The sequence below is a fragment of the Parerythrobacter jejuensis genome, from assembly GCF_039536765.1.
GTDB classification, from domain to species: domain Bacteria; phylum Pseudomonadota; class Alphaproteobacteria; order Sphingomonadales; family Sphingomonadaceae; genus Parerythrobacter; species Parerythrobacter jejuensis.
In genome coordinates this window covers 958,223-970,813 of sequence record NZ_BAAAZF010000001.1, presented here as the reverse complement: position 1 = coordinate 970,813, position 12,591 = coordinate 958,223, and the positions used below count along the sequence as shown (strand labels likewise).

Genomic DNA, 12,591 nt, shown 5'->3' with positions numbered 1-12,591 from the left:
GCGGATAACGCTCGTGCGGCGCTAAATATCCTTACCTTCGAAATCAGCGGCGGAATGACGATTGGGAACCTGGGTGTTTTCCTCTCCCCACACCTTGTTGACCATCCGTGCCCGCTTGACCGCAGGGCGTTCCGAGATCTCGTGCACCCAGCGCGCGACATTCTCGTATTCGTTGATCGAGAGGAACGTCTTGGCCTCTTCATAGATCACGCCGAACACGAAAGGGGCAAGCCACGGATAGGTGGCCATGTCGGCAATCGTATATTCGTTACCGGCAAGGAATTGCGTTTCGGCCAGGCGCTTGTCGGCGACATCGAACAGCCGCTTTGTTTCCATCGCGTAGCGGTTGATCGGATATTCGTATTTCTCGGGCGCATAGGCGTAGAAATGGCCAAAGCCGCCGCCAATGAAGGGCGCGCTTCCAACTTGCCAGAACAGCCAGCTGAGCATCTCCGCGCGGATTTCGGCCGAGCCAAGAAAAGCGCCGTATTTCTCTGCCAGATGCATCAGGATCGCGCCGCTTTCGAACACGCGCACCGGCGTATCGCCGCTGCGATCGAGCAGGGCCGGAATCTTGGAATTGGGATTGATATCGACGAAGCCACTGGTGAACTGGGTGCCGTCACCGATGTTGATGACCCAGGCATCATAATCGAGGTCATGCCCCGCCTCGATCAGCTCCTCGAGGATGATGTTGGCTTTCACCCCGTTCGGGGTGGCGAGGGAATAGAGTTGGTAGGGGTGCTCACCGACTGGCAGATCCTTCTGTTCGCGCGCACCGGCTGTAGGGCGATTAATGCTGGCGAACCGTCCGCCGTTTTCGGTGTCATTGGTCCAGACTTCGGGCGGAGTGTAAGTAGGGTCGGCCATCGGTTGATCTCCTGTCGCTAGTGACGTGTGCTTTCAATTGGGCGGACAGCACGATGTGACAAGTGCGGCAGCAGCAGGATTTGCTTTCAATCCTAGTGCCCAAGCTTCGCATCGTGTCCCGGACTTTGCGACCAGCCGCCGGAACCGCTTGGGGCCTGCTGCGGTTTGTTATCCATGGCAAGCGGATCATCAGAACTCATATTTGTCGACGACAACCTTCCCGGCATTTCACGCAAAGGCGCCGGTCGCGGTTTTGCCTATTACGATCCGGCAGGGCGCTTGATCAAAGATCGGGAGGAGAAGGCCCGCCTGAATGCAATCGCCTTGCCCCCAGCTTATGTCGATGCATGGTTTTGCCCAGCGCCCAATGGCCACATCCTTGCCACCGGCTATGATGACAAGGGCCGCAAGCAATACCGGTATCATCCTGAATTTCGCACCATGAGAGAGGGCGAGAAGTTCGACCAATGCCTGGCTTTCGGGGAATTTCTGCCTTTGATACGCCAACGCGTAGAACGCGATATCGTGGGCGAGGAACCGACCCGCTCTAGGATTCTGGCCGCCGTGGTGCGGCTGCTCGATATGGGGCACCTGCGGATCGGGAACGAAGCCTACAAGAAACGCAACCAGAGCTATGGTGCTTCGACATTGCGCGATCGCCACGCCGAAATCGATGGCAGCACAGTTACGGTCGAATTTACCGGCAAGGGCGGGAAAGACCGCTCGGTAACGCTGGTCGACGAGGAGTTGGCTCGCGCTGTCGAGGACGCGCGCGACGTGCCCGGGAAGCATCTGTTCCAATACTACGATGGCGGTGGGCAGCGCCAGCGGCTCGATAGCAGCGACGTGAACGGCTATCTGCGAGATGCTATGGGGGAAGATTTTTCAGCCAAGAACTTCCGCACCTGGCATGCCTCCGTCTTGGCTTACACCATGCTCGCGGATTCGACCGACCGGCCTACGATCAGTGCTGTGCTCGAAGAAGTGTCAGACAAGCTAGGCAACACCCCGGCGGTTGCCCGCAACAGCTATATCCATCCGGCGGTGATCGATATCCTGTCACGCGATGGCGGCTGGGAGGAATGGCGCGCAGCGTTGGACTTACCCCGTGCGACCAAATATCTGACCCGACACGAACGCGGGCTGATCTCCCTTTTGCAACAAGCCCCGCCGGCGCAGGAATTGCTTGCAGCTTAGTATCCTCTTGGGATACTGACGTGCAATGCATCTGGCCGGGCAAAAGATCAGGCAATGGCGTGAAGCTCACGATCCGCCGCTTTCGGCGCAGGAATTTGGCGCGCTGTACGGTGCTCCGCAGGCTTGGGCCAGCCGCACGGTGTATGGCTGGGAAGTCAAGGGCAAGATTGCCCGTCCACCGGTCCAGAAACGCCTGGCAGAGCTGAACATATGCGCGCCTGCCGATTGGCTCGAGCCTGTCTCGACACGCAAGTCTCCCCCAACGAAAGGCACCGCATCAATGAGCGGCCCAGAGAATTTCTTCGACATGCACCGCCACGGTTTCGTGCGGGTTGCCACGGCCACGCCCAGTATGCGTACCGCCGATGTGCCGTTCAATCGCGACGGGATCATTGCCGAGGCGAAGAAGGCGCATGAGCAGCAGGTTGACCTGGTGGTCTATCCCGAATTGTGCGTGTCTTCCTACGCGATCGATGACCTGCATTTGCAAACCGCCATGCTGGACGCGTGCGAGGAGGCGGTGGGGGCGATTGTCGAGGCGAGCCTGGGTTTGACGCCGGTGCTGGTGATCGGCGCGCCGTTGCGCCGCAACGGCAAGATTTACAATTGCGCGCTGGCCATCGCAAACGGTCAACTTCTGGGAGTCGTACCGAAAAGCTTCCTGCCCAATTACCGCGAGTTTTATGAAAAGCGCTGGTTCACCCATGGCCGCAATTGCCAGGGGCTGGATATTACCGTGGCCGGACACAGCGTGCCTTTCGGCACCGACGTCATCTTTGCCGCAAGCAATGTGCCCGGCTTCACATTCGGGATCGAGATCTGCGAGGATTTCTGGAGCCCCAATCCGCCCGGCACCCTGGCTGCATTGGCAGGCGCGACGATCCTGACCAACCTTTCCGCCAGCCCGATTACCATTGGCCGTGCGGATGATCGCAAACTGCATTGCCGTTCCAGCTCAGCTCGCTCGATCTGCGCGTATGTGTATTCCGCCAGCGGGCACGGCGAAAGTACCACCGACCTTGCATGGGACGGGCAGGGCGTCATCTACGAAATGGGCGAGTTGATGGGTGAAAGCACCCGTTTCGATCTCGAGCCGGAACTGTGCGTGGTCGATGTCGACACCAGCCGCATCCTGGCCGAACGGATGCGCAACCAGACGTTTGCCGATGCAGCAGAGCATGAGAAGCGGCCCGAAGACTGGTATCGCACGATCAGTTTCGACCATGCGCATGTGGCAGGCGACAAGGGTTTGCAACGCCCGATCCGGCGTTTCCCCTTTGTGCCGGGCAGCCAACACACGTTGGACGAAGATTGCTACGAGGCGTTCAACATCCAGGTTGATGCCTTGATGCGGCGGATCGGCGCGACCAATCCGCAATCGCTGGTGATCGGCATTTCAGGCGGACTCGATTCGACCCACGCACTGATCGTGGCGGCCAAAGCGTGTGACCGGTTGGGCCTGCCGCGCAGCACCATTCGCGGCTACACCATGCCCGGCTTCGGCACATCGGACGGGACCAAATCGAACGCCTGGAAGCTGATGGAAGTGATGGAGATCACTGCCGAGGAAATCGACATCAAGCCAACCGCGCAAATGATGCTGGAAAATATCGGCCACGCCTTCGCCAATGGCGAGCCGGTATATGATACGACTTTCGAAAATGTGCAGGCGGGCCTGCGGACCGATTACCTGTTCCGCCTGTCTGGCCAGCACAAGGGTTTTGTCGTCGGCACGGGCGATCTGAGCGAGCTGGCGCTAGGCTGGTGCACCTATGGCGTAGGCGACCAGATGAGCCATTACGGCGTCAATTCCGGCGTGCCCAAGACGCTCATCCAGTATCTGATCCGGTGGACGATCAGCACCGGGCAATTCAGCGACCAGTGCGATGCCGTATTGCAAGCCATTCTCGACACCGAAATCTCGCCCGAATTGGTGCCTGCAGGCGAAGATGGCACAATGCAGAGCACCGAGAGCCAGATCGGGCCGTATGAGCTGAACGACTTCTTCCTCCACCACATCATCCGTTACGGCCAGAGCCCGAGCAAAGTGGCGTTCCTGGCGTGGCATGCGTGGAAGGCAGCGGGTGAAGGGCAATGGCCGGCCGGCTTCCCGGAGGACCGCAAGAACCAGTATGATCTGGCCACGATCCGCCAGTGGCTCGAGAAATTCCTGTGGCGTTTCTTCCAGTTCAGCCAATTCAAGCGCAGCGCCTTGCCCAATGGCCCGAAAGTCAGCAGCGGTGGCGCGCTGAGCCCGCGCGGCGATTGGCGCGCACCGAGCGATGCGGTGGCGAAGGTTTGGCTGGACGAATTGAAACGCGAAGTGCCGGAAAGCTAGCTGTGCGGCGCCGCTATCGGCCAGTTCACAAGCAATTCAGCACAGGGGTCACACATTCCCGGGCGAAGGGGAGACAAGGCTTTGAAACCTGCTTTGCTGTATATTCTCGGCGCGTCGATCGCCCTGACCGGGTGCACCCAGTTCGGCAGTTCATCCTTGCCATCGACGGGCACTTACAAGCTTGTGTTCGTGCCGACCGCGATCAATTCGCAAGGTGCGGAATCAGCGCGCGCTCTCGAACGCGCAGACGAGACGATCCGTGATGGCCGCGATGCGGGCCAATTGTCTCGCCGCGAGGCTCGAGGGCTCCGGCGTGAAGCGCGGCAAATCGGGGCCATGGCAGACAGGTTTGCCCAAGACGGGCTTTCTCCGGAAGAGAGCCGCGAGCTTCAGACTCGAGCACAAGTGCTCAAGCAACAGGCCGACAATCGCCGCTTCATCAAAGAACCAAAGAAAAAGAAGTCGAGAAAGCGCGACAAGCCAGACTGAGGGCTTTGCCACCCGAACACGCAAATGCCGGAGAGCTGGGCTCCCCGGCATTTGTCTGAGGCAAACAGGGGTCAGCCCTTATCGAGCGCAAACTTCCCTGGCCCGTGAGCCGCAATCGCGAACATGCCGCCGGCAATGGCGAGGTTCTTGAGAAAGGCCGTAATCTCGTTCTGCTGCGCGAAGTCATTGTGGAAAAACACCGCGGTCAGGATCGAGAAGATACCTAGCGCGCCAGCTGCATAGCGCGCCTTGAACCCGATCGCGAGAAGTAGCCCGGCTCCGATTTCCAGCGCCACGGTGCCGAAATAGGCAACCTCGGGTAGCGGCAGGCCTTTGGATGTGATGTAGCCCACGGTCCCTTCCATCGCGCCCACTTTGTTCACGCCGGCCAGGATAAATAGCAGCGCAAGCAACAGGCGTGCGACGAGAGTCAGAGCGTTTTGCTGGGTCGAGGTCATAGTATTTCTCTCCAATTCGTTATCTGCGTCGGCAAGCATCATGCAGCCATTTCTTTTGCCTGGGCCTTGGCCGCAGCGATTTTCTCTTCGCCACCTTCACCCATGATGCCATCGGCATAGACCAGTTCGACGTCATTGATGCCCAGGAAACCAAGGAAAAAGGTCAACCACGGGGTCATGAAGTCCATGTCACCGCCGACCGGTGTGCCACCAGAAGCGACGGCGAGATAGGCTTTCTTGCCTTCGAGCAGCCCTTTGGGTCCGGTCGCAGTGTAAGCAAACGTAGTTCCGGCACGGGCGACCATATCAGCCCACGCCTTGACACTTGCAGGGGCTCCGAAATTGTAGATCGGCACCCCGAACACCACACTGTCGGCAGCTTGCAATTCGGCGATTAGCTGGTCGGCGAAATGGGCAAGATCTTGTTGCGCCGGTGTGCGATCGGCGGCCGGTGTCAGGTTCGCCTCGAAGCGGTTGGCCGAAACGAACGGCACGTCATTCTTTGACAAATCGCGGGTCACAATCTGTGCGCCGGTCTTGGCCGAAAGACCTTCGGCCAAAGTGGTGCTGAGTGCATTGGTAACGGACTCTTCGCCGCGGATGCTGGCGGTGATGTGCAGGATAGTGGACATGGGAATTCTCCTTGGAAATTGGGATGCCCCTCTCGCACAAGCCGAGAGGGGCAGAGGGATCAGGCTGCGTCGACGAGGACGAGTTCGCTGTCTTCGAGCGCGGTAATGGTGACGCTTTCGAGGTGGGTGATGGCAACGCCGTCGCGGGCTTCGGCTTCGACATCTTCGATCTGCACCTTGCCGGTGGCAGGCACCAGATAAAGGTGCCGGGACGCATCTCGCGTGGTGTAGGTGATGCTCTCGCCCGCTTTCACCGTTGCGCCCAACACACGGGCATCGGTGCGGATGGGCAATGCGCCGTCATCCCCCGAAGCACCATCGTTTGCAGCTCCGCTGGCGAGCGGCACGAATGCACCCGCCCGATCGCCTTTGGGGAAGGGGCGGGCACCCCATGCCGGCTCACCGCCGCGCTCTTCGGGGATGATCCAGATCTGGAAGATCTGGGTATCCTCGTCCTCGCGGTTGTATTCGGAATGGCGAATGCCACTGCCTGCGCTCATCACCTGGACATCGCCTGCTTCGGTGCGGCCTTCATTGCCCATGCTGTCGCGGTGGGTGATGGCGCCTTTGCGAACATAGGTGATGATTTCCATGTCGTTATGCGGATGGGTGGGGAAGCCGGTACCGGCCTGAATCGTGTCATCATTCCAGACCCGCAGGCTACCCCAGTTGACCCGCTCCGGATCATGGTAGCTGGCGAAGGAAAAATGGTGATGTGCATCGAGCCAGCCGTGATTGGCAGAGCCGAGCGTTTTGAAGGGACGGTGTTCGATCATTTCAATTCTCCCGTTGGAGTCTTTGATGTCATTTCGACTGTGTGAGAGGGAGATAGGCCTTGAGATCGAACCGGATAAGTGGGATAAAATACTCCAAGATGTTCAGATATTTCGAACAAGATAGATCGTGCGCTTAGGAGAACCCAGCCTCGACCAGCTCCGCATCTTCCTCGCCGTGGAGGAGGAAGGCAGCTTTGGCGGTGCCGCGCGGCGGATGGGGCGGGCAGTGTCTGCTATCAGCTACGGGATTGCGCAGATGGAGGCCCAGCTGGGCGTGACCCTGTTCGCACGCCAAGGTTCGCGCAAACCGGTGCTAACCGAGGCGGGACGGGGATTATTGGCCGAAGCGCGCGCGGTGGCGGATCGCTCCGATGCGTTGCTCGCCAAAACCCGCAGCCTGCATCAGGGGCTCGAAAGCGATGTATCGCTAGTGCTTGACGTGATGGTACCCGGCGATGTCACCGCACAGGTGCTTGGCGAATTCCGCACCATGTTTCCGACTGTTTCGCTCAACCTGTTTGTTGAAGGGCTAGGCGCGGTTGTCGCGTGCCTGCTGGAAAATGATGCGCAATTGGCCATTGGCGGCCCGGTTATTGGCGATCACCCCGAGCTGGAGCGGCAGGCCATTGGCGAGATCGAGTTGATCCCCGTCGCCGCGCCCACCCATCCGCTTGCTTCGCCGGAGATTGCGCCGGGGGAAAGTCGTAAGCATTTGCAATTGATCCTGTCCGACCGCTCCACCCTGACCGAGGGGCGAGAATTCTCGGTGCTCAGCCCGCTCAGCTGGCGTTTGGGCGATCTGGGCGCGAAGCACGCCTTGCTGAAAGAAGGCATCGGTTGGGGGAACATGCCGCGCCATATGGTCTCCGGAGACCTCGCCCGTGGCACGCTGGTGGAGCTCGATCTGCCCGAAAAGCCGGGCGACCGCTACACCCTCAGCGCGCTATGGCGGCGCGACCAGCGACCGGGCCCGGCGACCAGCTGGCTGATCGACACCATCCGCGACACGCTGGCAGACTGCGCGGATTGAAGCAGGCGCCTAGCCCGCTGCAACCGCCAGCGGCAACAGGTGCTCTTCGAACAGGCGATCGCTCACCTGGTGGGCATTGCCTTGGCCGAAATTGGTGGTGGTGATCACGGCAACCAAATCCAGTTCCGGGATGATGATGACCTTGTTGCCGCCATTTCCGCTCATCGATGCACCGCGATAGGACTTGCCGTCATGGGAATAGCTGCGCTGCCACCACAGATACCCGTATTCGACCCCCTCCTGGTCGGGCACGCTAGCCTTGGGCGCAATCGATGCCGCGACCCAGTCGGCCGGTACGATCTGCTGGTCACCCACCTTCCCGCCATCGAGATAGAGCCGCCCAAGCTTTTCCAATGAGCGCGAGGATAGTCCAAGACCGCCGCCGCCTTGTGCCAGGCCCAAGGGCGAGAATTGCCATTCTGTTGTGTCGATTCCCAAGGGGGCAAACAGGTGCGTATTGGCATAGTCTTCCAATTGCTCGCCCGTTGCGCTTTCGATCACTGCGCCAAGCGTTGAAACGCCGGCCGTGCAATAGGAGAACGCGCGACCATAGGGGCTGTCTGCGGGCTTGGGCTGCCAGGCGGGGAAGCCCCTGATCGGCAGATCAAGGAAGAAGCGTGGCCAATCCTCGATCGTGTACATCCGCTCCTCATTCCCGCGTGACCACGGGTTGGAATCATTGCACTCCAGCGGCCCGCTCATCGTCAGCAGATCTTCCACTGTCATGGCGGATTTGCGCGGGTCGGGATTGTCCGGCGTAAACGGGAAATAGTCCAAGACCTTGGCATCGGCCCCGGGCAGGGCCCCGCGCGCCACGGCGATGCCGACGAGCATACCGGTGACCGTCTTGGTGACGGAGCGAGTGTTGCGCAACGCCCCGGCGCCGCCCTCGTCGTAATAGCTTTCGTGCAAGACCTGGTCGCCCCGGGTGAGCAGAATGCTGGTGGTGCGATTGAACTCGCCGGCTTCGACCTTGGTGTCGATCTGTTCTGATGCCGGTTGGGCGGAAAGGGGCTGGCTGATCATAAGGATAGGGGCGATGGCGGCACAAAGGGCCTTGATAGAGGTGGTTTTCATTGGACCTGCATACCGGCACGAGCAACACGCAGTCTTGGAAAAATCTAACGTTGTGAAACCATTTTTAGCCAGCGCGCCGGAGGCAGCCCGGTGACCCTGCGAAAGGCGCCGGTCATATGGGCCTGGTCACAGAACCCGAAAGCGATGGCAGCTTCGGCAAGCGGATAGTCCCGCTTTGCAATTGCGTCGGCACACAGCTCGACCTGCCGGGCCTTGGCGATCTGTGAGGCCGTACGCCCGAAGTGATTGCGGAAAGCACGCGGCAGGGAATTCGGATGCATGCAGGCCGCCTGCGCCAAGTGGCTAGCGGTCAAAAGCCATGGCTCTTCGCTCGCCATGATCGCGTCATAGGCCAACGCGATGGCGCCGGGGTCCTGGCGTTCCGGTGCACCAAGGGGGGTGAATTTCTCAACGAGTAGCGCCGCACTGTCTTCCAATGCCAAAGGATCGGCGGAACTGAGGCAGGCCGCAATCCGGGCGAGAAGGGCCAGGCCGCTTTGCGACTGATCATGCCGGGCGTAGCCATCTTCCAAGTCATCGCAATGCAGATCCACCGTCATGAAACTGCCGCGCCCGCCTACGAAATGATCGCGATGCCACATGCCTGGCGGGTTCATCACCGCAACCGGTGTGGCAACGAATCCATTTTCGCCGGTCACGCTGGTGACATAGGCGCCGGAGGTCACGAACACGATATGCGCGCCATGATGGCCGTGCGCCGTCACACATTCGGGCGGTGCATTGGCCTCGTGCAACTGGAACACTGCATTGCCCACTTCGCGCCGGACCAAGTCGTGACCCCAATAGCCGCTTGCCGCATTGCGCACGATCGGCGCGGAAGATTCGGCCCGGTTCACGAGTTGAAAATCACCACATCGTCACCCGCTTTCCACGGGGTGTATTTGGGCATGATGTTCTGGAAAAGATCGCTGGCGAGATGGTCTGCCAGCCATTCGTGCAAATGCGGAATGGGCCGGACGTCGAACCAGGTGCGGTCGACATTGGCGAACTGGCGGATGAAGGGGAACAGGGCGATGTCTGCCATGGTCCGCTGTGGCCCCATCAATTGGGCGCGGTCTGCGAGGCGGAAGTTCAGGTCGCTTAGTATGGCGAGCCCTTCTCCGCGGTGATCGACTTTGCCGTGGTTCGGCTCGTCTTCATAGCGGGTGGGGTATTTGTAGCGGTCGAGATGGTATTTGAAGGCGCCATCGCCCAGCGCAATCAGCCCGGCATCATCGCCCGCCAGCCAACCTTCTGGATCATTCCGGCTCAGCGCCCAGCGCATTATCTCGATGCTCTCTTCCAGCACTGTGCCATCGGCCAGTTGTAGGACGGGCACTGTCCCCTTCGGCGACGCTTCCAGCATTTCCGGCGGCTTGTCGGCCAGCTTCACTTCGCGCAATTCGCACCGCGTGCCGCTGATCCAAAGCGCCATGCGCGCGCGCATCGCATAGGGGCAGCGGCGGAAGCTGTAGAGGATCGGGAGGTCGCTCATGACCTGTTCTTCCCTGCGCGCTGCTTGGCCAGTTCGCGCTGCCTTTGCCGCTCGGCATAGCGGGCGCGTTGCTCTTCGGTCTTTTCGCCGATGCAGTATGGACAACTGACGCCCTCGACATAGTCGGGGCTGGCCATTTCCTCGTCCGTGATCGGGCGGCGGCAGGCACGGCACAGGCTGTATTCGCCTTGCTCCAGCCCGTGCTTCACTGTCACCCGCTCGTCGAAAACGAAGCATTCGCCTTCCCACAGGCTTTCATCTTCGGGCACGGTCTCGAGATATTTCAGGATGCCACCCTTGAGGTGGAACACATCCTCGATTCCTTCCTGACGCAGGAAACTGGTCGATTTTTCGCAGCGAATCCCGCCAGTGCAATACATCGCGACCTTCTTCTTGCCTTCCAGCAGCTCCTCCCGGTGGCTGCGGAACCATGCGGGAAAATCGCGGAAGCTCTCGGTGGCCGGATCCACTGCGCCTTTGAACTGGCCGGTCATCACTTCGTAATCATTGCGGGTATCGATCACGATCGTGTCGGGGTCCAAAATCAGATCGTTCCAGTCATGTGGATCGACATAGCGACCCACACTGGCGCGCGGATCGACATCGGGCTGACCCATAGTCACAATTTCGCGCTTGAGGCGGACTTTCATGCGGGCGAAGGGCATGGTGTCGGCGTGGGAGTATTTCACTTCGAGATCCGCGCAGCCGGGGAGGGTCCGGATATGTGCGAGCACTGCGCTGACTGCATTGTCCGAGCCTGCAATCGTGCCGTTGATGCCTTCTCTGGCGAGCAGCAGCGTGCCGCACGTGCCAACTTCCTCGCACAGCGCGAGCAACGGCTCACGGAGCGCGGCGGGATCGGCAAAGGAGGTGAACTGGTAAAGTGCCGCGACGGTAACGGGGGTGGTGTTGCTCACCAGATCATCTCAACGTCGTAATCCAGCCATGCGTGTCAGCGACCGCGCCGGTTTGTATGCCCACCAGCCGCTCGCGCATTTTCTGGGCCATCTGGCCGATGCCGCCGGCGCCGATTTTGAACGATCCCTCGGGTGAAGAGACCTTTCCGACAGGAGTCACCACTGCAGCCGTGCCGCAGGCGATGGTCTCCAGAAGGGTGCCGTTCTCGGCCTCTTCGCGCCATTGCTGGATCGAGTAGGGCTCTTCGCGCACTTCCAGCCCCTCTTCGCGCAGCATGGCGATCAGGCTGTCGCGGGTGATGCCGGGCAGGATCGTGCCGGTCAGCGGCGGCGTGATCACGCTGCCGTCGCTGCGGATGAAAAACAGGTTCATGCCACCCAGTTCCTCGACCCATTTCTTCTCGGTGGCATCAAGGAACACGACTTGGTCGCAGCCCTGCGCAATCGCTTCGGCCTGGGGCACGAGCGAAGCGGCATAATTGCCGCCGGTCTTGGCCGCGCCGGTGCCGCCCGGTGCCGCGCGAACATAATCCTGGCTCACCCAGATATGCACCGGGTTCACCCCGTTCTTGAAGTAATTGCCCGAGGAAACGAGGATAACCACAAATTTGTATTGCTTGGCCGGGCGCACGCCGAGGAAGGCTTCGGAAGCGAACATGAAGGGCCGAATATAGAGCGAGCCGCCTTCGACCGGCGGCATCCATTCTGCATCGGTCTCCACCGCCAATTTGACCGCATCGAAAAACAGCTTCTCCGGAATCTCCGGCATCGCCATCCGGCGTGCGCTGTCATTGAAGCGGCGGGCGTTTTCTTCCGGGCGGAACAGCGCCATGCTGCCGTCTGGCTGCTGATACGCCTTCATCCCTTCGAAGATTTCCTGCGCATAGTGCAACACGCTCGCCGCCGGATCGAGCGCAATGGCCTCGCGTGGCCCGATCTGCGCCGAGTGCCAGCCGCCTTTCGCCTCGTCATAGTCGATGGTGACCATGTGATCGGTGAACACCGTGCCGAAACCGGGATCGGCAATGGCAGCCTTGCGGACGTTCTCATGCGTCGGGGCAGGGTGGGGATTGCGTGTGAATTGCATGGGCTGCGCGATAAAGGGCGAGGGTGGCTAGGGCAAGATTGTTTACCGAGTACGGAACGTTACGCTGGCAGTTCAAGGTCTTTGCTTTGACCCTGCGGGCGGGGCGCGTCCGCGCCCCTTGCTTCCTCGCAAAAGCTCGGGCGCGCAGTCGCGCTTGCGGTCGGCTAGTCGCCGACCGGAGTATTCCCGGCCTCAAGGCTTGGTGGCGGAGCACGGCTTGCGACA

13 protein-coding genes are annotated in these 12,591 nt (G+C 60.4%); 4 read left to right on the top strand and 9 right to left on the bottom strand.

The features are described 5' to 3' along the window. Positions 1 to 21: 21 nt before the first annotated feature. Positions 22 to 870, bottom strand: a complete 849-nt coding sequence (gene yghU, locus ABD653_RS04725) for a glutathione-dependent disulfide-bond oxidoreductase (RefSeq protein WP_160780100.1) — start codon at positions 868 to 870, stop codon at positions 22 to 24. Positions 871 to 1,044: 174 nt separating this feature from the next. Between yghU and ABD653_RS04720 the strand changes: the two genes are divergently transcribed. The 3 genes from ABD653_RS04720 to ABD653_RS04710 all read left to right on the top strand — a co-directional run bounded on the left by ABD653_RS04720 (position 1,045) and on the right by ABD653_RS04710 (position 4,894). Further along, complete coding sequence (locus tag ABD653_RS04720) at positions 1,045 to 2,067, top strand: DNA topoisomerase IB (RefSeq protein WP_160780099.1); 1,023 nt, start codon at positions 1,045 to 1,047, stop codon at positions 2,065 to 2,067. Between the two features lie 280 nt (positions 2,068 to 2,347). Next, a complete protein-coding gene (locus ABD653_RS04715) occupies positions 2,348 to 4,405 on the top strand; it encodes an NAD(+) synthase (RefSeq protein ID WP_160780495.1) in 2,058 nt (685 codons plus the stop codon). A gap of 81 nt (positions 4,406 to 4,486) precedes the next feature. Beyond that, positions 4,487 to 4,894 (top strand): hypothetical protein, encoded by a 408-nt coding sequence (locus ABD653_RS04710; RefSeq protein WP_160780098.1) that lies wholly within the window; start codon positions 4,487 to 4,489, stop codon positions 4,892 to 4,894. Positions 4,895 to 4,965: 71 nt separating this feature from the next. Here ABD653_RS04710 and ABD653_RS04705 read toward each other — a convergent pair whose 3' ends face one another. The 3 genes from ABD653_RS04705 to ABD653_RS04695 are packed head-to-tail and all read right to left on the bottom strand — an operon-like array spanning position 4,966 to position 6,760. Beyond that, positions 4,966 to 5,352, bottom strand: a complete 387-nt coding sequence (locus ABD653_RS04705; RefSeq protein WP_344705287.1) for a DoxX family protein — start codon at positions 5,350 to 5,352, stop codon at positions 4,966 to 4,968. Between the two features lie 38 nt (positions 5,353 to 5,390). Next, a complete protein-coding gene (locus ABD653_RS04700; protein ID WP_160780097.1) occupies positions 5,391 to 5,984 on the bottom strand; it encodes an FMN-dependent NADH-azoreductase in 594 nt (197 codons plus the stop codon). Positions 5,985 to 6,043: 59 nt separating this feature from the next. Then, the gene (locus ABD653_RS04695) at positions 6,044 to 6,760 is read right to left on the bottom strand and encodes a pirin family protein (protein WP_160780096.1); all 717 of its coding nucleotides are present in this window, start codon (positions 6,758 to 6,760) and stop codon (positions 6,044 to 6,046) included. Between the two features lie 127 nt (positions 6,761 to 6,887). Between ABD653_RS04695 and ABD653_RS04690 the strand changes: the two genes are divergently transcribed. Further along, positions 6,888 to 7,790 carry a LysR family transcriptional regulator gene (locus tag ABD653_RS04690; protein WP_160780095.1) on the top strand — a complete coding sequence of 301 codons (903 nt, stop codon included), beginning with the start codon at positions 6,888 to 6,890 and terminating at the stop codon, positions 7,788 to 7,790. Positions 7,791 to 7,799: 9 nt separating this feature from the next. Here the strand turns inward: ABD653_RS04690 and ABD653_RS04685 are convergent, their stop codons facing one another. The 5 genes from ABD653_RS04685 to ABD653_RS04665 are packed head-to-tail and all read right to left on the bottom strand — an operon-like array spanning position 7,800 to position 12,366. Next, the gene (locus ABD653_RS04685; RefSeq protein ID WP_199801140.1) at positions 7,800 to 8,867 is read right to left on the bottom strand and encodes a serine hydrolase domain-containing protein; all 1,068 of its coding nucleotides are present in this window, start codon (positions 8,865 to 8,867) and stop codon (positions 7,800 to 7,802) included. A gap of 44 nt (positions 8,868 to 8,911) precedes the next feature. Next, positions 8,912 to 9,724 (bottom strand): helix-turn-helix domain-containing protein, encoded by an 813-nt coding sequence (locus ABD653_RS04680; RefSeq protein WP_160780094.1) that lies wholly within the window; start codon positions 9,722 to 9,724, stop codon positions 8,912 to 8,914. Continuing rightward, a complete protein-coding gene (locus tag ABD653_RS04675; protein WP_160780093.1) occupies positions 9,721 to 10,362 on the bottom strand; it encodes a glutathione S-transferase in 642 nt (213 codons plus the stop codon). Before ABD653_RS04675 ends, ABD653_RS04680 begins: the two co-directional genes overlap by 4 nt. Continuing rightward, complete coding sequence (gene trhO / locus ABD653_RS04670) at positions 10,359 to 11,282, bottom strand: oxygen-dependent tRNA uridine(34) hydroxylase TrhO (RefSeq protein WP_199801295.1); 924 nt, start codon at positions 11,280 to 11,282, stop codon at positions 10,359 to 10,361. The genes ABD653_RS04675 and trhO overlap by 4 nt, the downstream gene beginning before the upstream one ends. 1 nt (position 11,283) lies before the next feature. Next, positions 11,284 to 12,366, bottom strand: a complete 1,083-nt coding sequence (locus ABD653_RS04665; RefSeq protein ID WP_160780091.1) for a branched-chain amino acid aminotransferase — start codon at positions 12,364 to 12,366, stop codon at positions 11,284 to 11,286. Between the last annotated feature and the right edge of the window lie 225 nt (positions 12,367 to 12,591).